The organism is Exiguobacterium sp. EA-TM-5, assembly GCF_053878415.1.
The window spans coordinates 3,095,540-3,119,822 of the sequence record NZ_CM132670.1; the positions used below are offsets into that span (position 1 = coordinate 3,095,540).

Sequence of the window (24,283 nt, forward strand, 5' to 3'; positions counted from 1 at the left end):
AATAAAGGAATCAGCGAATCTTAACGATCGGTTTTTTTGTATCCGGATCGAGGAACAGCATCGCTTCTGTGTCACCATTCAAATTCGTCACGGTAATCGTCGTCGGAATGTTTCGGTTGTACTCCCAACGGTTTTCAAGTAGATAAGTCACGTACTGAACGAACGCGACGAGCTCTGCTTTCCCGTAAAATTGAACGGGAATTTTCATCTCAAGCTTTTTGAGTTCATCTTCTTGGTAGAATCCTTCTCCCATCATACCAGTGTAATTCGGGAAATAATCTTCTAATCGGTCTTTAAACAAATCAAATTTCGCTGCATCGTCACGCACGTCGTTCGTTGCACGTGCTGATGGATAGTAGTAATACCGCTCATTATAGTTCTTCCAATCGTTTGCGCTAATTTGATTCCCTCGACCAATGAAGGCAGACGAGAGATAGTGACCAGAAACCGGTGAACCTTCTTTTTCCTGAAGATACAGCGCGACGTGAATCGGTGTCGTCTTCATACCTTGTGTCTTACGCATCTTCTTGACTAAATCGTTCGCCATCCGTTTTCCTTCAGCGACGACTTTCTTTTCATCCAGTTTAACGGTATACGTTGGTCCGTAGTTTTCATCTTGGAAGACATACTCACTGTTTAGGACAAGCGCAATCGATGTGCCACCCAGTTCAAGTTTCTTATCTTCTTCCAGCATATAGTCTTGCTCTAAGATATGCGATAGAATCATAGGTGACTTTTGGTTTTTTTCTTTATACGACTTACCAGACGTATAGCCCGGGTTCAGACCTTGTGGATCGCTGACGCCATCGCCTGCTTTTCCTTTTCGTAACAACCATTTCGCGATTTGGTCAGCTTCGAGTAACTGACCTTCTTGATAATAGTATTTTTCCGGATCAAAAAACTGTGTCGAGTGACGCATTAAACCTGTTTCAATTTCATCGAGCTCAAGACGTGAACTGACACGTTTTTGTGTCATTCCACGTGCAACACTCGGGCGAAACGGTAAAACAGTCCGATAATACGAATCTGTCGTGTCAATGGCTGGACTTACGACGGCTTGGACTTCCTTACCTTGTTCACTTTCAGTAATGACTTCTTTTGTATCGCTCGTTGGCGAAAGGTCGAACGAACAAGCACCTAAAAATAACGTACTTGATAACGTCAACGCTACTGCTGTTTTATAGTTCATCTCTATTTGCACCCCATGTTTTCAAATCGTTCTCTTTATCATAACAGAATCGTTTTCCATCGGGGAAGGACAAGTTTTTCCCTGATTTTCAAAAAAGATGATGCGCCCTTGCGTATTCGAAAGGACTTTTTCTCATGACACGTCGTAAATTCATCGGTCTGCTTTTTCTACTCGCAGGCATCGCTCTGATCGCTTGGCCCTTCATCAGTGACTATCAGCGCGAACAGGAGGCAGCCAATTTAAAAGAACAATGGAAGAAAAGTCTAAAGACCGTCGATGCGAAGGAGACGAAACAACCGCTCGCGAAATCAGGTGTTGGACTGCTCTCGATTCCAAGCATTGATTTCGAACAAGTCATCTTAGAAGGCTCGACGACAGCGGTCCTAGACCGAAGTATCGGTCATATCCCAAAGACTGGCTCACCCGGGAAAGGAAATTACGCACTCGCCGGACACCGCAGTTTTACGAAAGGTCTCCACTTCAATCGCCTGCCTGATGTCAAAAAAGGTGATACCGTCATCGTCACGACAAAAACGCATCGCTATACGTACCGGATTACTTCGAGTCGCCTCGTCACACCGACGACGTTGTCCGTCCTCGACCAGTCCGTCTCTTCTCCAACGATTACATTGATCACGTGTGATCCGCCGGAAACAGCAACGAATCGTCTCATCAAGCAAGGTACTTTGATCCGGAGCGAGACGGTCGCTTCGTGACAAGTTCTCTAACACGAAAAAAGGAAGGCGGAATCCCGCCTTCCTTTTTTATTTGATCGTTCTCATTCATTCTTCTCACACTTCGTGTTTCGCTAGTTCTTCTAACAGACGGGCTTCGTCCCAAATTTCAATGCCAAGAGATTCCGCTTTCGTCAGTTTAGAGCCTGCCTTTTCCCCTGCGACGAGGACATCCGTCTTTTTACTGACGCTTCCTGTCACATCAGCTCCGAGTGCTTCGAGTCGTTTCCCGGCCTCTGACCGTTTTAAGCTCTCGAGCGTCCCCGTCAAAACGATTGTTTTTCCGCCGAGCGGTGCATTCGTCTGATCGACCCGTTCACCAAGGAAACGTTGATTGACGCCGAGTTGTTCCAAATCACGAATCAAAGCCTGTGCTTCAGGATGCTCGAAGTACTTCACGATCGAATCCGCGATTTTCCCACCGATGCCATCAATTGCCACAATATCATCGTAGCTCGCTCCAGCAATCCCCGTTAACGAATCAAAACGTTCCGCTAAGAGATATGCCGCTTTTTGTCCGACAAGTCGGATTCCGAGACCGAACAGGAGACGCTCGACCGAGTTCTGCTTCGAAGCATCAATCGCTGCAAGCAACTTATCAACGGACGTCTCACCCATTCGTTCAAATGTCAATAACTCCTCGCGGTCGAGTCGATATAAATCGGCAATCGTCCGGATTGCTTCATGATCATACAATTGACGAACGACTTTTTCTCCGAGACCATCGATGTTCATCGCTTGACGCGAAACGAAATGAATGATGCCTTCCATCAATTGTGCTGGACATTCCGGACTGACACAACGAATATCGACTTCGCCTTCGAGACGGACAAGTTCCGATTGACAGGCCGGACAATGCGTCGGGAAGACGATTGGTGTCTCTTCCCCCGTTCGCTCTGCTGTGACGACTTGTACGACTGCTGGGATGACATCGCCCGCTTTTTTAATGATGACCGAGTCCTGAAGGCGAATATCTTTTTCCGCGATGAAGTCAGCGTTGTGTAGTGTTGCATATGTCACTGTCGAGCCCGCGACGACGACCGGTGCAAAACGAGCGCGTGGTGTGACTTTTCCGGTCCGACCAACACTGAAATCGACATCTTCGACTGTCGTCATGACTTCTTCCGCTGCAAATTTATACGCTGTTGCAAAGCGTGGACTTTTCGCTGTAAATCCGAGTTCTTCCTGATCATCATAGCGATCGACTTTCAAAACGATTCCATCGATCTCGTATGGCAGACTCGCACGTGCTTCTGTCCAGTGTGTAATGTAAGCAAGAATCTCTTCCACCGTCTCACACGTCTGCATGTGTTGATTGGTCGGCAGTCCTAGTGAGGCTAGTTGTGCCATCGCTTCACTATGTGAACGCGCCGTTAACGTATTGACGCCGACACCATAGACGAATAACGACAGATTACGCGACGCCGTGATCGACGAATCAAGCTGACGCAGACTACCTGCTGCTGCGTTACGTGGATTCGCGAACAACGTCTCTTCTCGACTTGCACGGTCTTCATTCAGTCGTTCGAAGGATTGCTTCGGCATGTAAGCCTCACCACGGACCTCGACCGTCTCTTCTGCTTGCAAACGAAGTGGCAGGGCTTTAATCGTTCGTAGATTCTGCGTGATGTTTTCGCCGACCGTTCCATCTCCCCGCGTTGCTCCACGGACGAATCGACCGTCTTCGTATTTCAACGAGATGGCCAGTCCGTCGAATTTCAATTCGGCGACATAAGTCGTCGAACGTCCAAGCGACCGCTCAATCCGAGCGACCCATTCGCGAATTTCTGTCTCATCAAAGACGTTTCCGAGCGACAGCATCGGTAAGTCATGCGTCACCTTCTCGAACGCTTCAAGAGGTGCTGCTCCGACGCGTTGCGTTGGCGAATCCGGTGTAATCAGTTCCGGATGCTCTGTTTCTAACTCCGTCAGTTCACGAAGCAATTGATCGTACGTCGCATCCGGTACCGTTGGTTGATCCAGTACGTAATATTCGTAGCTGTATCGGTTCAATGTTTGACGAATCTCATCTATACGCTGGCTTGCGTCCATCTGTGGACCTCCCATCATACCTTTTTAATCGGTGCGAATTTCGCAAGCAATCTTTTAATGCCGACTGCTGGGAATGCGATATCAATTTCAAGATTATCCCCTTCACCACGAGTCTGGACGACTGTACCGAGTCCCCATTTCCCGTGCTCCGCCTTATCTCCGACGGACCAACCAAGTGCCTCAGCACCTGATGTCTTCATTGCTGTTGGTTTGCTAATCGAACGACCAATGACCGCTTTGCCTTGTGGAACAGGACGGTCTTCCCATGGGAGTGGCTTCGCTTTTTTACCGGTCCGTTCAATCACGACTTCCGGAAGTTCTGCTAAGAACCGTGATTCTTGGTTCGCATTCGTCCGTCCGTACAGAGAACGCATCCGTGCATGTGACAAGTAAAGACGTTTCTCAGCACGGGTGATTCCGACATACGCAAGGCGACGTTCTTCTTCCATCTCGTCTTCATCTTGAAGCGAGCGGCTATGCGGGAACAATCCTTCCTCCATCCCGATCAAGAAGACGACCGGGAACTCGAGTCCTTTTGCCGAGTGGAGTGTCATCAACGTGACTTGTTCTTCCGGATCTGCCTCGTCGAGTGAATCGACATCAGCAACGAGTGTCAAATCGGTTAAGAAGGCAATGATCGTCCGGTCTTCCGGATCGGCTTTTGCCGTTTCCTTCTCGAAGTTTTGCGCAACGGTAATGAACTCGTTGATATTCTCAAGACGACTCTGTGCTTCAAGCGTCTTATCTTCCTTCAGTACTTGACGGTAGCCTGATTTCTCGAGTACTTCTTCGACCAGTTCTGAAAGACTGATGAATTCTTGCATTTGACTAAGTCCGAGAATCATCGTCCGGAAATCCGTCAGTTTCGCTGCCGTTTTCGGTGCGATACTCGACAATTCGATATCGCGAATCGCTTCCATCAATGACACGCCTTGTAGGTCAGCGAAATCACGCAACTTATCAATCGTTGTTGCGCCGATGCCTCGTTTTGGTTCATTGACGATTCGCGCAAAGGACAGGTCTTCGTTCGGATTCGAGATTAAACGAAGATAAGCAAGCACGTCCTTGATTTCCTTACGATCGTAGAACTTCGTGCCGCCAATCATTTTATACGGAACGTTCGACTTAAGAAGCGTTTCCTCGATCGCACGCGATTGTGCGTTCGTCCGGTACAAAATCGCGATATCGCTCAGTTTCATTCCGTAGCGAAGTGAATTCCGGATCTCTTGGACAATATAAAAGGCTTCTTCCCGCTCATTCTCTGCCGTATGGACGACGAGCTTCTCGCCTTCGTCATTATCCGTCCAGAGTTTCTTATCTTTACGGGTCGAGTTATTTTGGATGACATGGTTCGCTGCTTCTAAGATTCGTTTGGAAGAACGGTAGTTTTGCTCAAGTAGAATGACGGCTGCATTCGGATAATCCTCTTCGAACGAGAGGATGTTCGCGATGTCAGCACCACGCCAGCGATAGATCGACTGATCCGAGTCACCGACGACACAGAGATTCTGATGTCCCGATGCTAGCAAGTTAACAAGGTCGTACTGGGCTTTATTCGTATCTTGATACTCATCGACGTGAATGTAACGAAACTTCTTCTGATAATATGCCAAGACATCCGGACTCTTCTTGAATAGTTCTGTTGTTTTTCCGATCAGATCATCAAAGTCAAGCGCGTTGTTTCGACGTAAGACTGCTTCGTATCCTTTATAGATTTCAGCAACCGTCTTCTCATACGGGCTCGTCACGATTGAAGCGTAGAATTCAGCACTGCGCAATTCATTCTTTTGCGACGAAATGATTGTCAGCATCGAACGCGGATCCCATTTTTTCGGATCCAAGTTTTGTTCTTTTAAGACGAGCTTAAGCGCCGATTGTTGATCACTCGAATCAAGAATCGTGAAGTTCCGATCATATCCAAGCTGATCGATATCGCGGCGTAACATGCGAACACACATCGAGTGGAAGGTCGAAACCCAAATATCATTTGCGACGCCACCGACCAACCGACCAATCCGGTCCCGCATTTCTCGAGCGGCTTTGTTCGTGAACGTAATCGCTAGGATATTCCATGGTGCGACTTGTTTAGCCGCCATCAAATAAGCGACCCGATGTGTCAGGACGCGTGTCTTCCCGGAACCGGCTCCTGCCATGATCAGCAATGGTCCTTCCGTATGCTTGACTGCTCTCGCTTGTTCAGGGTTTAGTCCGCTGACGAGCTGTTCACTCAAATTAAACATATTAATAGCCTCATTTCTCATATTACGAACTTTTGTTCCTATATTTTATCGTGTCGCTGCGACTGTCGCAAGCGCTGCTTTTAAATCCTCATAAATGATGTTCCCGACGACGATCGTATCTGCATATTTCAACATCTCACGTGCTCGCTCCTCGGAATCGATGCCTCCACCGTAAAACAGGCGTGCCTGCTTCAACACATCACGGACGGCTGCTACTCGTTCCGGTTCCCCGTAAACGCCACTGTATTCTAAATACACGACCGGCAAACGGAAGACGCTATCGGCTAACTGTGCATAAGCGACAGTCTCATCTAACGTTAACGGTTTTGCTTGCGTCACGTGCGCAACCTTCGCATCAGGATTGAGGACGATATACCCTTCCCCGACAAGGTCAGCGTGCGCGAGCATATGACCGACTTGTTCTAGTGCCTCGACCTGTTTTTCAACGACATACTCTAACGTACCGGCATTCAGGACCGTTGGTGTCAAATACGTATCGAATCCCATCGTTGCGGCTTCGAGTTCTGAAATTTCGAGTGCTACTGCAACGGGATACCGCCGTAAACGCATCAAGAGATCAAGCGTCGCATCGAGGGTGATATCATCTGTTCCACCGACAAGGATCGCATCCGTCCCGGACGTCGCAATCGCCTGTAGGCTCGCATCATCGATTGGTTTTGCTGGATCTAGTTTAAAGACATGTCGCCATTCATTAAAAGGTAATAACACGGTTCGTCCCATCCTCTCTTTCTCATTCCACATTCAGTATAAAACAAAAAACCATCTCGCGCAGGGCGAGATGGTTAGACGTGTGTCCGTCGCTTCGTCAAGAGTGACGCGAGTAACAAGGCAAAGACAGCATATACCGGGACGAACGCCCACGGTTCTGCTAAAAAGAAGCCGAGTACCGGAACATCTAGTAACGATGAATCCGGCGAACAAAGCGCTCGCCCGTTGACGAGCGCCAAAAACGGTAGGACAGGAACAGCAAAGATGTACGCGAAGTTGATCCAAAAGGCACGTTTCATAAAAAGAGCCTCCTTATCCGATGATGACAGATTCCTTCGGATAGTTATAGTTACGCTTCGGCTGGTTCGCCTTTAAGAGCAGAACGAACGAAATGACACCGATTCGACCGATGAACATCAGGACAGACAACGTCCATTTTCCGATATCCGATAGTTGATCCGTAATGCCAAGTGATAAACCGGTTGTTCCGAATGCCGAACACGCCTCAAAAAACAGTACCAGGAATGGCGCATCCTCAACGATCAATAAGACGATTAACCCAACCATCGTCACCCCGGTCGAGACGACGATGACGACGAAGGCCTTCCAAATATCCGATTGACCGATTTCACGACCGAAGATTTTGATGCCGTATTCCCCTCGAATGAAGGCAATGACACTCAAGACGGCGACGGCGAACGTCGTCGTTCGAATTCCCCCACCGACGGAAGACGGCGACGCCCCAATGAACATCAAGAGCGATAAGACGAAAATCGAGGCTTGTGAGAAGGACGTAATGTCGATCGTCGTCAATCCACCATTTCGGGTCGTGACAGATTGGAATAAGGCATCGACGAGTTTCTCATCGATTGGTAAGCCTTTAAAGGACTGGTTCCATTCAAATAGCAATAATGCTACTGTGCCAAACAGAACGAGAATGAAGAACGTCGACGCCGTCAATTTCGTAAAGAGTGAAAAATGATACGGTTGACGTGTCGCCTGACGTGTCGCCCGGTAGGAAATATAACGCCGGACTTCGACTAGTACAGGAAACCCGATCGCACCGAGCGTCAACAGTAAAATTTGCATGAAGACGACGAATAGATCACCGCGAAACGGTAGTAACGATTCACCGGTGATATCAAAACCAGCGTTCGTCGTCGCACTGACTGACCCGAATAACCCTTGAAGCATTGCTTCACCTAGCGTCGGAAAATACTTCGTGTAGTACAGCCCAAGAATCAATGCTCCGATCAATTCAATCGAGACGATGATCAGGATGACTTCCCGAATGTATTTGACGACACCTTGCATCGTCGTCTGGTTCTGATCTCGGACGACGAGCTGACGCTCCCGAAAACCGATTCGTTTTCCGAGAATGACCCACATCGCGATATGAAGTGACATCAAGCCGATCCCGCTGACTTGTACTAAAATCATGATCATGAAGTACCCGAACGTCGTAAAGGTATCCGAGACCGAGACCGTCGTCAGACCGGTGACACTAACACAACTGACCGCCATGAAGACAAGGTCCGTGAAGTCCCAATCATAATTTCCTTTCGTCGACCACGGTAAGCCGAGCAGAATGATCCCAATGATGACAGCAACGAAGTAGATGATGACGAGCGACTGGATAGGCGTCAGCTTTCGAATGAAATGTTGAATTCTTTGTTGTAACGCAAAATCCATCTCGGTGCGCCCCCCTTCATAGAAGTAGCGGATAACATTAGTTATCCGCTACTTCTTGCTCTACAAGACCTAAACGGGCGAGTGCTAAGTCATAACCACCAGAACCGTAGTTCAAGCAACGTTTGACACGTGAGATCGTTGCAGTTGAAGCACCGGTCGCCTTTTCGATTTTGTGATACGTATTGCCTTCACGTAATTGACGTGCGACTTCAAGACGTTGGGCGAGCGCCTGGATTTCGTTGACGGTCGCTAAGTCTTCGAACAACGTATAACAATCTTCTAATGAATCCATCTTCATGATGGCTGTAAATAACTGATCTAATTCTTTTCCACGCAATTTATCGAGTTGCATCTTGTGACTCCCTTTCCCATTCAATTGCTCTTTAATAGTTTAAAGCGCGACGTTTTAAAATTCAAGCGTCATCGCAAAATCGCTGGGAAAAGGACTTTTTTCCGAAGGACTTCATATATTCCCTGCGGTGTAATCCGCACATATGGCAAGTGAGTTGACGCTAGGAATAGCAACGTATAGACAGGATCTTCAAATGCATAACCGCGTTCGAACAAGGCTTCCCGTAAAGCGGTTTCCTGAACGATCAAATCTTCGAGTGGCAAGTCGGACGTCTGCCCCATTAAGGTCAATGGAACTTCAGCGATGACTTCCCCGTCTTCAACGAGAACGATTCCACCGCCGAACGCTTTCATTCGATCAAACGCGACTTGCATATCTCGTTTCGATTTACCAATCATTAAAATATCACCACTGATTGAGTACGAACTGACAAGACCGCCGACTTGTGTCGCAAAGTTTTTCAGAACGGTATTTAAACGCCACTTTCCTTCCCGATCGAGTAACATCAAGAATGATTCATCGCAACCTGCTGGTAAAACAGGCACACTCGTATCGTGCTCGACTTGGTACAGCTTCATGATGACGGAATTGACCATTTCAAGACCAACCGGCATGCTGAACGAAAAATCCTGTTCCGTTAACGAAACTTGGACTTCCGATCGTGGCATGAGTGCATAGACAGCATCGAGCGCTTCTGCCGGGTAACACGGAATATCCGCTTGGCGCACCCATGTCCCGCGCGCAAGCACAGCGACTGGTGTCGGAGCATCTTTTGCTTCGAGGAAGTTGAGATGGGCAATCCGTCCTGGTGCGATACTTCCGAGTAGATGATCGAGATTAAAATGACGTGCTGCATTGTACGAAGCAATTCGGTATGCTTCTTCGACCGGAATTCCTGCCTCAAGCATCAGTCGGATTGTCTCATCCATCATGCCCGCTTTATAGAAGGACGGTGTCGAACCATCCGTCGTCACTAGCACTTTATCGAACTGCGTCAATCCTGCTTCGACGAGACCTTTAAAGATATCCGGTAGGTCCGGACGAATCGAAGAATAACGAATCGTCGTCGTATAGCCGAGTTCAAGACGCGTCATCGCCTCTTCGACGGTCATCGCTTCATGGTCACTCGTCACGCCATAAAGCGCCATCTTCGTCAATGTCTTCGCTGATGCGCCAGGGAAATGACCCTCGATTGGTTTTCCAAGTTTGATCGCATCCTGCATCCAGTGGAGCAGTTCATCGTCTCCTTGCGAGAGACGTGGCCATCCCGTCAACTCACCCGCTTGGATGACTTGTGGATGCTTGAGCCACGCTTGAATCCGGCGATTATCAATCGAGATACTGTCGGCATCAAGTTCCGTCTGCGCATCGAGTCGTGCCCACCAGTACATCGAGGTCGGTAAGTCCGCTAACGCCTCAACTTGAGCAAACGCTTGCTCCGTCGGCTCTAGTAACAGCAACATGTTATCGTTGACGAGTGTCGACGTTCCCCGCTCCGCCGCAAACTTCGCAAGACTCGCTGGGTTATAGAGCTGGAACGGATGAGCATGAGGTTCAATGTAACCAGGTACGATATATTGACCTGTTGCATCATGGTACGCATCGGCTTGTTCCGGCATCTCTGGACCGACGTAGACGATCCGGTCACCGCTAATCCAAATATTCGCTGTCCGCCAGGCTTTGACTCCATGATTCAGGTATGTGGCATTCTGTATGACAAGTGTCGGTGCAAGCTTTCCGCTGATGACCGCTTGGTGTGTCCGTACTTCAGATTTCGTCCAAGGGGATCTTCCACAATTTTTTTTCACGAAAGCTCGACCTCCTTTGTTTTATTGAAAACGCTTTCTTATAGTTCTTATACTAAAATGTTACTAAGTAAGTTTCAAGAAGTTTTGACCCGTTCCGGATTCATTTGGTCAAAATAACACAAATTCGCCATGGAAGACAAATCTTTTCGTGCACTTCGCCAAGAAACAAAAAACCAGACGCGACTCTTTCGAGCACGTCTGGTTCAACTATTACGATTCATGTGAAGTACGAAAGGCTTTTTGCGCGATATCAGTCCGGTAGAAGAACGGTTGATCTGTCACGTCTGGCAAGTTGGCATAAACCTGTTCGACCGCTTGATCGATCGTCTCAGCACGGCTGACACAAACGAGGACACGTCCACCTGCTGAGACAAGTTGATCGGATCGTTCTGCCGTGCCGGCATGAAAGACGAGAAGGGCATCCCCAATCTGGTCAAGTGGAATCGCTTGTCCCGTTTGAGGCGCTTCCGGATATCCCTTTGCTGCGACGACGACACCAACAGCTGCTTGGTCCGTCCAAACGACTTCTGGCGTCTGTCCGTCCATTAGTGGCATGATGACATCAAGCAACGGTGTCTCTAAGCGTGGGAGAATGACTTCTGTTTCCGGATCACCAAAACGGGCATTGAACTCGATGACGAATGGTCCTTGTTTCGTCAGCATCAGACCGGCATAGAGGAAACCGGTGAACGGAATGCCTTCAATAGCCATCTGATCGACGAGCGGTTGGATGATTCGTTCGACAGCTTCTGTCGTCAATGCTACTTCATCCCACTGCGGAAGCGGAGAATAAGCGCCCATTCCACCGGTGTTCGGACCAAGATCACCGTCGAAGGCACGTTTATGATCTTGTGATAACACCATCGGAATGACAGTCTCTTCGTGAACGAATGCCATTAACGAGCACTCTTCCCCGACCAGACACTCTTCGATGACGACACGGCTTTGCTGCCCGTATTCCCCAGCAAACGTATCGTGGATTGCTTCAAGTGCCTGATCGACTGTTTCTGCGACTGTGACCCCTTTTCCGGCAGCGAGTCCATCCGCTTTGATGACAATCGGTGCCCCCGCTTGACGAACATACGCTATCGCTTCTTCTGCTGAAGTGAAGACAGCGTGAGCAGCTGTCGGAATACCAGCACGCGCCATCAATTCCTTCGCGAACTGCTTACTCCCTTCGATGGCTGCTGCTTCTCGCGTTGGACCAAAGATCTTCAGTCCAGCTGCCTGAAACGCATTGACGACCCCAAGAACGAGCGGTCCTTCTGGTCCAACGATTGTCCAATCGATCTGTTCGTCTTTTGCGAACGTTACGAGTTCATCGATGGCATCTTCGGCGATTGGAACACATGTTGCTTGTGTCATCCCGGCATTCCCGGGCGCAGCATATACCGTCTCGATCCGTTCATCCTGTGCAAGCTTCCAGACGAGCGCATGTTCACGCCCTCCTTTACCAATCACCAATACCTTCATTCAAATCGCCTCCGCTTAGTGTTTGAAATGTCGAACGTTCGTAAAGATCATCGTAATGCCGTGTTTATTACACGCATCGATCGACTCTTGATCGCGAATCGAGCCACCTGGTTGAATGATTGCCGTAATGCCGGCCGCTGCCGCTGCTTCGACTGTGTCCCCCATTGGGAAGAAAGCATCTGAAGCAAGGGATGCGCCAATCGCTTTTTCTCCGGCTTGCGTGATCGCGATGTTTGCCGAACCAACACGGTTCATCTGTCCTGCACCAACACCGACGGTTACTTCGTCTTTCGCGAGAACGATCGCATTCGACTTGACGTGTTTAACAGCGCGCCATGCCAGTTTCAAATCTTCCCATTCCGCCGCTGTCGGTTTGCGGTCTGTGACGACGCGTGCTGCCGCATCATCAAGCGTTTCATCGTCACTGTCTTGGACGAGCATACCGCCGGCAACTGCCGTATAGCGGATCGCTTGGACACGTTTGACGTCAAGTTCGAGCAGACGAATGTTCTTTTTCGCTGACAATAAGGCAAATGCTTCTTCCGTGAAGGACGGGGCAATGATGATTTCAAGGAAGATACCGCTTAGTTGTTCTGCTGTTTCAAGATCGACTTCGCGGTTCAAGGCGACAATCCCACCGAAGATCGAGACAGGGTCTGCTGCATGCGCGCGGCGGAATGCCTCTCCGATTGTTGGACCGACGGCAACGCCACATGGATTCATGTGTTTGACGACGACGGCTGCTGCTTCGCGGAACTCATCGAGAATTTCAAGAGCCGCATTCGCATCTTGAATGTTGTTATACGACAACTCTTTACCATGCAACTGCTTCGCAGAAGCAAGGGAAGCCCCACGGTAAATCGGTGTTTTATAAAAGGCTGCTTCTTGGTGTGGGTTTTCTCCGTAACGGAGGTCTTGAACCTTCTCAAGCGTAATCGTCAACTGATCCGGGAACTTCTCCCCAGTTTGCGTCAAGAAATAATCCGCGATCAACGCATCGTACGCTGCTGTATGACGGAATGCTTTCGCCGCAAGACGTTGGCGTGTCTCAAATGTCGTTCCACCTTCACGAACCTCCGTAACGACTGTTTCGTAATCGGCTGGATCGACGACGACCGTCACAGCCGCGTGGTTCTTCGCTGCAGAACGCAACATACTTGGACCACCGATATCGATGTTCTCAATCGCATCCGCATACGCAACGTCTTCTTGTAAGACTGTCTGCTTAAACGGATACAGGTTGACGACGACGAAATCAATCGGTTCGATGTGTTGCGCCGCCATCTGTTCACGATGGGATTCGAGATCACGACGGCCAAGTAGTCCACCGTGGACCATCGGATGAAGCGTCTTGACACGTCCATCGAGCATCTCTGGGAATTGTGTGACTTCACTGATACCAATGACCGGAAGCCCAGCTTCCTCTAATGCTTGATGTGTTCCGCCTGTCGAGACAAGCTCGATACCTGCTTCGTGAAATGCTCGTCCTAGTTCGATGATCCCTGTTTTATCCGACACACTAATTAACGCTCTCATACGTTTGCCTCCTCTTTCATCCACTCTTCGATGACTTGCGGATACAGTCTATGTTCGACACGCTGAATCGCTTGTTGCAACGTTTCACGCGTCATCTCTTCTGTAATCCGAACGGCTTCTTGAGCCATGATCGGTCCTGTGTCCATTCCTTCATCGACTATATGAATTGTAACACCTGTGATTTTAACTCCGCCACGAAATGCTTGTCCGATCGCATCTTTTCCTGGGAACGCCGGAAGCAGCGACGGATGAATGTTGACGATCCGCCCTGCGTATCGTCCGAGCAACTCTTCCCCAATCAAACGCATATAACCGGCAAGAATGATCCGTTCAACACCTTTTGCTTCAAGACGAGCAATGATATCGCGCTCAAAACTCGGCTTATCCGGATACTCCTTTGCCCGAAAGACGAAGACCTCACATCCCCATCGTTTTGCTCGTTCGATGACTGTTGCGTCTGGTTGATCGCAGACGATCAGTTCGATCGAGGCATGTAACGTCCCTGCCTCGATTGCTTCAAAAAGTGCTTCGACATTACTACCGCTTCCTGATGCAAAACAGGCAATCTTCATGCGTCGACTCCTTGAATCCGGACACCTTCTTGATCGGTCACGTTACCAATCACGTACGCTGTCTCATTTTCACGAGCGAGACGTGCTGTTACTTCCGCGACATCTTCCGGTTTGACGATCAACATGAAACCGATGCCCATGTTGAAGACGTTATACATATCATGTCGCGGCAGGTCACCTGCTTGTTCAAGCCAGTCGAAGACTGGTAACGTCGGCCACTTTTTCGGATCGAACGATGCACCAAGACCTTCTGGCAAGACGCGTGGTACGTTTTCGTAGAAACCGCCACCTGTAATATGGACCATCGCTTGAATCTTTTTCGTCTCAAGGGCAGCTTTGACCGCTTCGACGTAGATACGTGTCGGCATGAGCAGGGCATTTCCGAGTGTATGACCGAGCATCATGACTTCATCTTCGTAGCTAAGGCCACTCTCAGCGACGATTTTACGGACGAGTGAGAACCCGTTCGAATGAACACCTGACGAAGCGAGACCAAGAATGACATCGCCTGCTGTGACTTTGTCACCGGTGATCAATTTTTGTTTTTCAACGGCACCAACGGCAAAACCAGCGATATCGTATTCGCCATCCGCGTACATCCCTGGCATTTCTGCCGTCTCGCCACCGATCAACGTACATCCGGCTTGGACACATCCTTCAGCAACACCGGCGACGATCCGTTCGATCTTTGCAGGAATCGCCTGACCGAGTGCGATGTAGTCGAGGAAATAAAGCGGTTCTGCGCCTTGGACGATGATATCGTTCACACACATCGCGACACAATCGATACCGATCGTATCGTGTTGTTCCAGTGCGAAGGCAAGCTTGAGTTTCGTACCGACACCGTCTGTTCCACTGACGAGAACCGGTTCTTTCAACTGCAATTGGCTGAGGTCGAACATCGCACCAAAGCTACCGAGTCCCGTTAATACTTCTTTGCGCATCGAACGGGCGACGTGTTTTTTCATTCGAGTGACGGACTCATATCCTGCCGTCAGACTCACACCTGCTGCTTCGTAATGTTTGCTCATGTTCTTCCCCCATCTATCAAAGTTTAGCTTCTAACTCGAGCGAGCCGAGCGGTGTCGGATACTCTCCTGTGAAGCAAGCGGTACATTGTCCTTTTAATGGTCCTTCAAACGGGCGATCGATTGCATCGACCATACCCGGTACAGTTAAGAACTCTAGTGAATCAGCACCGATTTCTTGACGGATCTCTTCCGGCATCAACCGGGCAGAGATCAGCTCGTCTTTTGACGATGTATCAATCCCGTAATAACATGGATTCGTAATCGGTGGTGCCGTGATGCGAACGTGAACTTCCGTCGCACCGGCTTCACGTAACAAACCGACGATCCGGCGACTCGTCGTCCCCCGAACGATCGAATCATCGACCATGATGACACGCTTGCCTTGTACGACGCCGCGTAGCGCGGACAACTTCATTTTGACCCCACGTTCCCGCAACTCCTGTGACGGCTGGATGAACGTCCGTCCGACATAACGGTTCTTGATCAATCCCATTTCATACGGAATGCCACTCGCTTCCGCGTAACCGATTGCTGCCGAGATACTTGAATCCGGTACCCCTGTGACGACGTCTGCTTCGACCGGTGCTTCTTCATACATCTTTTTCCCGAGTGCTTTTCGAGCCGTATGGACGTTGACACCGTCAATGATTGAATCCGGACGTGAGAAGTAGATATATTCCATTGAACACATCGCCCGTTCACGTGGTTCCATGTATTGACGAGACGACATGCCGTGTTCTGTAATCGTTACGAGCTCCCCCGGCTCAATATCACGAATGAACTCTGCACCAACGATATCAAAGGCACACGTCTCTGACGCAAATACGATGCCGCCGTCCGGTGTCTTCCCGAGTGACAATGGACGAAGTCCGTGTGGGTCAACCGCCACGAATAACGTATCTTCCGTTAAGAAGAGGAACGCGAACGCCCCGACGAGACGAGCGAGACTGTCTGCAATCCGGTCTTCAAGTGTCTCGAGCTTACTGCGTTTGACAAGGTGAGCGACGACTTCCGTATCACTCGTCGTCTGAAAGATCGCACCTTCTGCTTCTAGTAGATGCTTCAGCGAATCGGCGTTAACGAGGTTCCCGTTATGCGCGAGAGCAAGATCTCCCGTCCGCGATTTGAAATGAAGCGGTTGGGTATTCTCAAGCGTGTTTCCCCCTGCTGTCGAATACCGGACGTGTCCGATCGCATGATGTCCTTTAAGACCTGTCAGTGTCTCTTCCGAAAAGACTTCCGTCACGAGTCCTTGCCCGCGGTGCGGGAAGAGGTCGTCGCCGTCACTCGTGACGATGCCTGCCCCTTCCTGTCCCCGGTGTTGCAAACTATGCAAGCCGTAATAGGCGAGTTGCGCTGCATTCGGTTGTCCGAAGATCCCGAAGACGCCACACTCCTCATTTAGTCCTTTGATGTCATATAACACGCGATTGCTCCTTCCCAGTCTCCCTGTAAGGTCGAACGGTCTGCTTCGATCCGTGTCTCTGCCGTCTCGATGACAAGAAGCTCATCGTTCGTGACGACACCGATCGCTTGAGCACCGGTCCGTTGTTCGAATGCTGCAGCGTGTGCTTGTGGCACAGTAACGACGAAACGTGATTGCGATTCACTGAACAGGTGTAACGTTGGTCCATCAAACTGAACCGTCAACCCGAGGTTCGTCCCAAATGTCATCTCAGCGAGAGCGATTGCAAGACCACCTTCTGAAACGTCATGCATCGCATTGACTTCACCTGCTTGTACTGCTTGTTGTAACAATTGTAAGCGTGCGTGTTCGACTGCTAAATCGATTTGTGGTGCGCGACCGAATGATTTACCGAATTGCATATATTGAAGCTCACTACCACCAAACTCGGCTGTTGTTTCGCCTAACAGATAAATCTGATCACCTGCTTGTTTGACGTGTTGCGTCGTAATCCATTCTGTCTGCTCGTGTAATCCGACCATTCCGACAACCGGTGTCGGGTGAACCGCTTGACCAGCTGACTCGTTGTAGAGTGAGACGTTCCCACCGATGACGGGTGTCTCAAGGACACGACATGCTTCCGCCATACCAGCTGTTGCTTGCTGCAACTGCCAGAAGCCTTCTGGTTTATCCGGATTTCCGAAGTTCAGGCAATCCGTGATGGCAAGTGGTGTCGCACCACTCGCGACGATATTACGGGCTGCTTCCGCAACGGCAATCTGTCCACCGACGTATGGATCCAAGTAGACGAAGCGACTGTTACAGTCGGTCGTCATCGCGAGTGCTTTGTTCGTACCGCGGACGCGGATGACGGCTGCGTCTGATCCCGGTGCGACGACCGTTGATGTCTGGACCATATGATCGTACTGATCGTAGACCCAGCGTTTTGACGCGATCGTCGGCTGACGAAGTAGTGCCCGCCATGTCTCAACAACGTCCTCGACGACTGGAAGTGTCTCTTCCATCGCTTGGAATTCTTCATAATACGCAGGAACGCGGGATGGTTTTTCATAGACTGGTGCTTCTTCTGCTAATGCGTCAACCGGAACTTCCGCTACGATATCCCCATGATGGATCAAACGTAAGACTTTCTCTTCAATGACTTCTCCAACGTGAACGGCATGGAGTCCCCATTTGCTGACGATTTCTTCAATCTCTGCTTCGCGACCACGCTTAACGACGAGTAACATCCGTTCTTGTGATTCTGAAAGCATCATTTCGTAGGCAGTCATCCCTGTTTCCCGTTGCGGGACGTCATCGAGGTGCATCTCAATGCCCATGCCTGCTTTTGAAGCCATCTCTGCTGAAGACGATGTCAGTCCAGCAGCGCCCATATCCTGCATCCCGACAAGTGCTGGATGACCCACGATCTCAAGACAAGCTTCAATCAACAGCTTCTCCATGAATGGATCACCGACTTGAACAGCCGGACGTTTTGCTTCCGTATCCTCTCCGAGATCCTCCGAGGCAAACGTCGCACCATGAATACCGTCGCGTCCAGTAGCTGCACCGACGTACATGACTGAGTTGCCGACACCTTTCGCCTGACCTTTTTGGATATCCGCATGGTTGATCAAACCGATACACATCGCGTTGACGAGTGGATTGCCTTCATACGAGCGATCAAATCCGATTTCGCCACCGATTGTTGGGATACCGACACAGTTGCCATAACCCGCGATCCCAGCGACGACTTGTTCGAACAGTTGATTGACACGCGGTGTACCAAGATGACCGAAACGGAGCGAGTTCATGAGCGCGACCGGGCGGGCGCCCATCGAGAAGATGTCACGAATGATTCCGCCGACGCCTGTTGCAGCGCCTTGGTACGGTTCAACAGCGGATGGGTGGTTGTGGCTTTCAATCTTAAAGACGACAGCCTGCTCATCGCCGATATCAACGACTCCTGCTCCTTCACCCGGTCCCTGCAAGACGCGTGGTCCAGTCGTCGGGAATTGACGAAGGACAGGTTTAGATGTCTTGTACGAACAATGCTCAGACCACATGACCGAGAACAGTCCTGTTTCCGTGTAGTTCGGTTGGCGTCCGAGTAAATCGACGACCATCTGATACTCCGTATCACTTAATCCCATCGTGGCATAAACGCGTTGCTCTTGAATCAATTCTGGTGTTGGTTCAGACTGTTGTTTTAGCATGGTGTGCCCCCTGTTTGACGAGTGAAGTAAAGAGTTTCAATCCATCTGTTCCGCCAGTCAATAGCTCGACCGCTCGTTCTGGGTGTGGCATCATCCCAAGAACATTGCCGGCTTTGTTCGTGATCCCAGCGATATCGCCGCGTGAGCCGTTCGGATTGTCGACATATGTGAAGGCGATTTGTCCGTTCGTTTGGAGCATTGCGTAAGTCGCATCGTCGCAATAGTAGTTCCCTTCACCGTGCGCGATCGGAATCGAAATCGTCTCGCCTGGCAGATAATCCGATGTAAAACGTGTCTTCGTATTTTCAACCTTCAGTTCGACCGTCCGGCACATGAACTTCAAGCCGTTGTTCCGGTGCAAGACACCTGGTAAGAGTCCCGCTTCGACAAGAATCTGGAATCCGTTACATACCCCGAGAACCGTTTTCCCTTCTGCCGCGAAGCGTTTAACTTCTTCCATGATGGGTGAGAAGCGTGCAATCGCGCCGCAACGGAGGTAATCTCCGTAAGAGAAGCCACCCGGTAACAGGACGCCATCGTAGCCTTCAAGTGAGGTTTCGGTATGGAAGACGTATTCAGCTTCTTCTCCGAGCGCATCCTTGACCGCATGATACATATCTAAATCACAGTTCGATCCTGGAAAGACGATGACCGCGAACTTCATGCTGGCGTCACCTCTTCAATCGTAATCTGGTAATCTTCCATCACCGTGTTAACGAGTAGTTTTTGACACATCTCATGAATCATCGCTTCTGTCGTTTTCGTTTCAACGAGCAGTTCAATCTGTTTTCCGATTCGGACACTCTCAACACCCCTAAAACCAAGCTGTTGCAATCCGCCTTTTACAGCAACTCCTTGTGGATCTAAAATGCTTTCCCGTAATGCGATCGATACGATGACTTTTTTCATTGTGTGTTTCCCCCTAGGCGATTGAATAGTGTTTGGTATGTCTCTGTCAGTGAACCGATATTGCGTCGGAAAACATCTTTATCGAGATGTTCTCCAGTTGCTTGATCCCACAGGCGGCATGTATCGGGTGAAATCTCATCAGCTAGTAGAATCGTTCCGTCTGCCATCTTTCCGTATTCCAGTTTAAAATCAATCAACGTGATTCCGTTTTGACGGAAGTAAGGTTGTAAGACTTCATTCACGCGAAGTGCTTTGTCCGACAGCTCTTCTAGCTCTTCCGAAGTCGCAATCTTCAGTAAATTAATATGTGATGAGGTGACGAGTGGATCGCCTAACGTATCATCTTTATAGTAGAACTCAACGATTGGTGTTTCGAGCACCGTACCTTCTTCGATACCGAGCCGTTTACTCAAGCTTCCCGCGACGACGTTTCGGACGACGACTTCGAGTGGAATGATAGTGACACGACGTACGAGCTGTTCGCGCTCCGAGACACGTTCAATGAAATGTGTCGGAATGCCCGCTTGTTCGAGGATTTCAAAGAAATGACTCGTCAACCGGTTATTCAATTCGCCTTTTCCAGCAAATACTTCTTTTTTCTCGCCGTTGAATGCCGTGGCCTCGTCTTTATAGACGATCCGGAGCACATCCTGCTCCTGCGTCGTGTACAATCGTTTTGCTTTTCCTTCATAAAGTGGTTGCATCGCTTTCGTCCCCCATGATCCTAAGATGTAGACGGGGCAAGTGCCCCGTCTCAGGTTGATTAGTTCAAGCCACACCGTTCAAAAATTTCATCGACACGACTCGTATGGTACGTCGGATCGAAACACGCATCGAGCTCTTCTTCTGTGAACAGCTGTTGAATGTCCTGTTCTTGCCACAATAAGTCACGGAACATGATTTGCTCTTCCCACGCCTGCATCGCACGCGGTTGAACGAAATCATACGCTGCTTCACGTGACCAGCCTTTTTCGATTAAAGCGAGTAAGACATGTCCCGAGAAGATGACCCCAAACGTCCGGTCCATGTTTCGCTTCATGTTGTCCGGGAAGACCGTCAAGTTCTTCACGATATTTCCGAAACGGTTCAACATGTAGTTGAGTAGCCCTGTTGCGTCAGGAAGAATGATGCGTTCTGCCGAAGAATGCGAGATATCGCGTTCGTGCCAGAGTGAGACGTTCTCGTACGCCGTCACCATATGTCCACGGATGACTCGGGCAAGACCCGTCATGTTCTCAGAGCCGATCGGATTCCGTTTGTGTGGCATCGCCGATGATCCCTTTTGACCTTTAGCGAAGAACTCTTCGACTTCTCGTGTTTCTGTCTTTTGGAGACCACGAATTTCTGTTGCCATCTTTTCGATTGATGTTGCGATCAAAGCAAGCGTCGACATATAGTGTGCATGACGATCGCGCTGTAACGTCTGTGTTGAAACGGGTGCTGGTTTCGTTCCTAACTTTTCGCAGACGTACTTTTCAATGTACGGATCGATGTTCGCGAATGTTCCGACGGCACCTGACATCTTGCCGTATTCGACTGTCTCACGCGCTGCCTCGAAACGGACTTTGTTCCGCTTCATCTCTTCATACCAAAGCGCTAGTTTCAGACCGAACGTCGTCGGTTCTGCATGTACGCCATGTGTGCGTCCCATCATGACCGTATATTTATGTTCGTTCGCTTTGACCTTTAAGATGTCGATGAACCGATCGAGATCCGCTGCGAGAATATCGTTTGCTTGCTTCAACAGATACGAAAGTGCTGTGTCAACGACGTCCGTTGACGTTAATCCGTAATGGACCCATTTGCGCTCTTCTCCAAGTGTCTCAGAGACGGCACGCGTGAAGGCGATGACATCATGACGTGTCTCTTGCTCGATCTCAAGGATGCGGTTGACATCAAAAGAGGCATTGTCCCAAAGTAATTGAACGTCCTCTTTCGGGATGACTCCTAGTTCACTCCATGCTTCACATGCAAGAATCTCGACTTTTAACCAAGCCTCGAATTTGTTTTGTTCGGTCCAGATCGCTTTCATCTCAGGACGTGTATACCGTTCGATCATTGAACTGTCTCCTTCCATATCGACAGGCGTTCGACTTCTGCCAAAGCATCGTCGACGGTGTCCGCAAGGATGTTTAAATGTCCCATCTTGCGACCTGTCTTGGCTTCTGCTTTTCCATATAAGTGAACTTTCGTCCGAGCGTTTAATCTCGGTAGTTCCTCGTATAATACTGTGACATGCTGACCCAGGATGTTCGCCATGACGACCGGTGTCGTCAGACGGGTATCACCGAGTGGGAGACCACTGATGGCACGGATATGTTGCTCGAATTGGGATGTTTCACAAGCATCAATCGAATAGTGACCCGAATTGTGTGGTCGTGGTGCTAGTTCATTGACGATCAGTCGAGAACCAACGACGAACAGCTCGATTGCTAGTGTGCCGATCAGCCCAACGGCATCCGCGATCGATTCAGCGAGAGCAATCGCTTCTTGTTCGAGCGATTCCGAAATGCGAGCCGGTACGATCGATAGATGCAAAATGTTCTTCTGATGAATGTTCTCGCTAACAGGGAAAACACGAGTCTCTGTTGCGCTTCGAGTCACGATGACGGAAATTTCCTGATCAAACGGTAACCATTGTTCTGCGACATACTCAGTCGGTTCGAATTGTTTGATTGCCGCTTGGAACTCTTCTTCCGTCCGAATGACGGTCTGTCCTTTTCCGTCGTATCCGAATCGTGCTGTCTTCAAGACGAACGGTAATCCGAGTTGTTGCTTCGCTTCTTCTAAATCAGAAGGAGTTGTCACCGGATAGTATGGAGCGACAGAATGCCCGATGCGTTCAATCATCTCTTTTTCCCGAACCCGATGTTGCGTTTGAAAGAGGAGATCCGTTCCATGGATCAGTTTCGTTCCGATCGCTTCAGCGACTTCCGTCGAGATGTTCTCGAATTCGTAGGTGACGACATCCGATTCAGCTGCGAGTTGCTTCGCTGCCTCGACATCCGTGAAAGCTGCTTGAATGTGTTGATCCGCCACTTGAGCACACGGTGCGTTGTCTGTTGGATCAAGCGTCAGAATCTCAAAGCCCATCTCACGGGCGGACAGTGCCATCATTCGACCGAGTTGACCGCCACCTAATATTCCGATTCGCTTCATAGTAGATTCCCTCCGGATGCAATGACGTCCCCTTCGAGTTCAACACGCATATGATCAAGCTTGCGGGCAAGTCGTTCATCTTGAATCGAAAGAATTTGAGCAGCTAGCAATCCAGCGTTTTTCGCCCCTGCCTCTCCAATCGCGACTGTTGCGACCGGTACACCACCTGGCATTTGAACGATTGAGAGCAAGGAGTCGATTCCTTGTAGCGCTCTACTCTTCACAGGAACACCGATGACCGGCAATGTCGTTTTAGCAGCGACCATGCCTGGTAGATGAGCGGCACCGCCTGCGCCGGCAATGATGACCTTTAACCCTCGTTCACGTGCTGATTCAGCATAACGAAACATTAGATCCGGTGTCCGGTGTGCGGAGACGACCTTCTTCTCAAACGGAATTTCGAGTTGCTCCAACACATCACATGTATGTTTCATCGTTTCCCAATCCGATTGACTTCCCATGATGACGCCGACTTCTACATTTCCCATCGCTGTTTCCTCCTTTGTACATAAAAAAAGCCCAAACCACGGCTAAAAGGGTGGCTTAGGGTATAAAAAGGTACGCCAAAGAAATATCGACGAACATCCATATACCCCATAGTCCAACGATTTAGGGTCGTTGGGTAGAAACTTGCAAGCCATATCCCTGCTATTATACGAGGTGTTTATATTCAATCATCCTGTCACGACTTCATCTTAACAAGTCCATCCCAAGGCGTCAACCAAAGGCGAACAATTTAATTGTCTGAAAATTTATCGTTCGGTTTTAAAAGGTGTTTTTCTGATTTCATCTCGTGTCCATTCGGAGTTTATTTTTTGATATACCCCAGAAGTGTTGAAGCATAAAAAAAAGCACCCTCCTGTTACCTTGGAGGGTGCTCGCGACGTAGTTATTCGCTTTCTTTCACTTTACAATCAAAGACAATTTGCTGACGGATTGGATAGGGTTCGCCATTGGCGTCTAATCCAAAGATCGGCTCTTCTCGTCGGACCGTCGGGCGGTATCCCATGGCATCGATACGATCCAAACAAGCACCAATCGTCTCGTTCTCTTCGACGGCTACGCGTAGTTTCGTTTTTTTCGCCATATCCCTGTTCAGTCCCTTCATTAAAGTAGATACATGTCTTTCTACAAAAAGACACAAAAAAGCGGCGGCCCTTGAGCGTATGCTCCAGAACCACCGTTT

22 protein-coding genes and 1 riboswitch are annotated in these 24,283 nt (G+C 49.5%); of the genes, 1 reads left to right on the forward strand and 21 read right to left on the reverse strand.

The genetic code is table 11. The annotated features are described in order from the left end of the window. Positions 1-10: 10 nt before the first annotated feature. Positions 11-1,189 carry a CamS family sex pheromone protein gene (locus tag ACV3PA_RS16215; RefSeq protein WP_456125241.1) on the reverse strand — a complete coding sequence of 393 codons (1,179 nt, stop codon included), beginning with the start codon at positions 1,187-1,189 and terminating at the stop codon, positions 11-13. 134 nt (positions 1,190-1,323) lie between these two features. On the opposite strand from ACV3PA_RS16215, the gene ACV3PA_RS16220 reads away from it, so the two are divergent. Beyond that, positions 1,324-1,905 (forward strand): class D sortase, encoded by a 582-nt coding sequence (locus ACV3PA_RS16220; RefSeq protein ID WP_456125242.1) that lies wholly within the window; start codon positions 1,324-1,326, stop codon positions 1,903-1,905. Positions 1,906-1,980: 75 nt separating this feature from the next. Here the strand turns inward: ACV3PA_RS16220 and ligA are convergent, their stop codons facing one another. The 20 genes from ligA to ACV3PA_RS16320 form a co-directional block, all read right to left on the reverse strand. Next, a complete protein-coding gene (gene ligA, locus ACV3PA_RS16225) occupies positions 1,981-3,975 on the reverse strand; it encodes an NAD-dependent DNA ligase LigA (protein WP_456125243.1) in 1,995 nt (664 codons plus the stop codon). A gap of 14 nt (positions 3,976-3,989) precedes the next feature. Further along, positions 3,990-6,215: a DNA helicase PcrA gene (gene pcrA / locus ACV3PA_RS16230; protein ID WP_456125244.1), complete on the reverse strand. Its 2,226-nt coding sequence runs from the start codon at positions 6,213-6,215 to the stop codon at positions 3,990-3,992. A gap of 45 nt (positions 6,216-6,260) precedes the next feature. Beyond that, positions 6,261-6,956 carry a heptaprenylglyceryl phosphate synthase gene (pcrB, locus tag ACV3PA_RS16235; RefSeq protein ID WP_456125245.1) on the reverse strand — a complete coding sequence of 232 codons (696 nt, stop codon included), beginning with the start codon at positions 6,954-6,956 and terminating at the stop codon, positions 6,261-6,263. A 62-nt stretch (positions 6,957-7,018) separates the two neighbouring features. Next, the gene (locus tag ACV3PA_RS16240) at positions 7,019-7,243 is read right to left on the reverse strand and encodes a hypothetical protein (RefSeq protein ID WP_456125246.1); all 225 of its coding nucleotides are present in this window, start codon (positions 7,241-7,243) and stop codon (positions 7,019-7,021) included. 13 nt (positions 7,244-7,256) lie between these two features. Next, positions 7,257-8,636: a TrkH family potassium uptake protein gene (locus ACV3PA_RS16245; RefSeq protein WP_313586747.1), complete on the reverse strand. Its 1,380-nt coding sequence runs from the start codon at positions 8,634-8,636 to the stop codon at positions 7,257-7,259. A gap of 37 nt (positions 8,637-8,673) precedes the next feature. After that, positions 8,674-8,988 carry a YerC/YecD family TrpR-related protein gene (locus ACV3PA_RS16250; protein ID WP_238238767.1) on the reverse strand — a complete coding sequence of 105 codons (315 nt, stop codon included), beginning with the start codon at positions 8,986-8,988 and terminating at the stop codon, positions 8,674-8,676. A gap of 68 nt (positions 8,989-9,056) precedes the next feature. Continuing rightward, positions 9,057-10,796 carry an adenine deaminase C-terminal domain-containing protein gene (locus tag ACV3PA_RS16255; RefSeq protein ID WP_064300875.1) on the reverse strand — a complete coding sequence of 580 codons (1,740 nt, stop codon included), beginning with the start codon at positions 10,794-10,796 and terminating at the stop codon, positions 9,057-9,059. 210 nt (positions 10,797-11,006) lie between these two features. Further along, entirely contained in the window at positions 11,007-12,269 is a 1,263-nt protein-coding gene (gene purD, locus ACV3PA_RS16260; RefSeq protein ID WP_456125247.1) for a phosphoribosylamine--glycine ligase, read from the reverse strand. A 15-nt stretch (positions 12,270-12,284) separates the two neighbouring features. Beyond that, positions 12,285-13,805: a bifunctional phosphoribosylaminoimidazolecarboxamide formyltransferase/IMP cyclohydrolase gene (gene purH / locus ACV3PA_RS16265; RefSeq protein ID WP_456125248.1), complete on the reverse strand. Its 1,521-nt coding sequence runs from the start codon at positions 13,803-13,805 to the stop codon at positions 12,285-12,287. Continuing rightward, entirely contained in the window at positions 13,802-14,377 is a 576-nt protein-coding gene (purN, locus tag ACV3PA_RS16270) for a phosphoribosylglycinamide formyltransferase (protein WP_456125249.1), read from the reverse strand. Before purN ends, purH begins: the two co-directional genes overlap by 4 nt. Then, the gene (purM, locus tag ACV3PA_RS16275) at positions 14,374-15,408 is read right to left on the reverse strand and encodes a phosphoribosylformylglycinamidine cyclo-ligase (RefSeq protein ID WP_456125250.1); all 1,035 of its coding nucleotides are present in this window, start codon (positions 15,406-15,408) and stop codon (positions 14,374-14,376) included. Before purM ends, purN begins: the two co-directional genes overlap by 4 nt. A 16-nt stretch (positions 15,409-15,424) precedes the next feature. Beyond that, entirely contained in the window at positions 15,425-16,834 is a 1,410-nt protein-coding gene (gene purF / locus ACV3PA_RS16280; protein WP_456125251.1) for an amidophosphoribosyltransferase, read from the reverse strand. After that, entirely contained in the window at positions 16,810-19,029 is a 2,220-nt protein-coding gene (gene purL, locus ACV3PA_RS16285; protein ID WP_456125252.1) for a phosphoribosylformylglycinamidine synthase subunit PurL, read from the reverse strand. Before purL ends, purF begins: the two co-directional genes overlap by 25 nt. Beyond that, positions 19,010-19,693 carry a phosphoribosylformylglycinamidine synthase subunit PurQ gene (purQ, locus tag ACV3PA_RS16290; RefSeq protein ID WP_050678983.1) on the reverse strand — a complete coding sequence of 228 codons (684 nt, stop codon included), beginning with the start codon at positions 19,691-19,693 and terminating at the stop codon, positions 19,010-19,012. The genes purL and purQ overlap by 20 nt, the downstream gene beginning before the upstream one ends. Next, positions 19,690-19,938, reverse strand: a complete 249-nt coding sequence (gene purS, locus ACV3PA_RS16295; protein WP_456125253.1) for a phosphoribosylformylglycinamidine synthase subunit PurS — start codon at positions 19,936-19,938, stop codon at positions 19,690-19,692. Before purS ends, purQ begins: the two co-directional genes overlap by 4 nt. Continuing rightward, positions 19,935-20,642 carry a phosphoribosylaminoimidazolesuccinocarboxamide synthase gene (purC, locus tag ACV3PA_RS16300; RefSeq protein ID WP_456125254.1) on the reverse strand — a complete coding sequence of 236 codons (708 nt, stop codon included), beginning with the start codon at positions 20,640-20,642 and terminating at the stop codon, positions 19,935-19,937. The genes purS and purC overlap by 4 nt, the downstream gene beginning before the upstream one ends. Positions 20,643-20,701: 59 nt before the next feature. Further along, entirely contained in the window at positions 20,702-21,997 is a 1,296-nt protein-coding gene (gene purB, locus ACV3PA_RS16305) for an adenylosuccinate lyase (protein ID WP_456125255.1), read from the reverse strand. After that, the gene (gene purK / locus ACV3PA_RS16310) at positions 21,994-23,097 is read right to left on the reverse strand and encodes a 5-(carboxyamino)imidazole ribonucleotide synthase (RefSeq protein WP_456125256.1); all 1,104 of its coding nucleotides are present in this window, start codon (positions 23,095-23,097) and stop codon (positions 21,994-21,996) included. Before purK ends, purB begins: the two co-directional genes overlap by 4 nt. Further along, the gene (gene purE, locus ACV3PA_RS16315) at positions 23,094-23,585 is read right to left on the reverse strand and encodes a 5-(carboxyamino)imidazole ribonucleotide mutase (protein WP_238238748.1); all 492 of its coding nucleotides are present in this window, start codon (positions 23,583-23,585) and stop codon (positions 23,094-23,096) included. Before purE ends, purK begins: the two co-directional genes overlap by 4 nt. A gap of 89 nt (positions 23,586-23,674) precedes the next feature. Continuing rightward, positions 23,675-23,776, reverse strand: a riboswitch (purine riboswitch). Positions 23,777-23,986: 210 nt separating this feature from the next. After that, positions 23,987-24,184, reverse strand: a complete 198-nt coding sequence (locus tag ACV3PA_RS16320; RefSeq protein ID WP_029340738.1) for an NETI motif-containing protein — start codon at positions 24,182-24,184, stop codon at positions 23,987-23,989. Positions 24,185-24,283 lie beyond the last annotated feature (99 nt).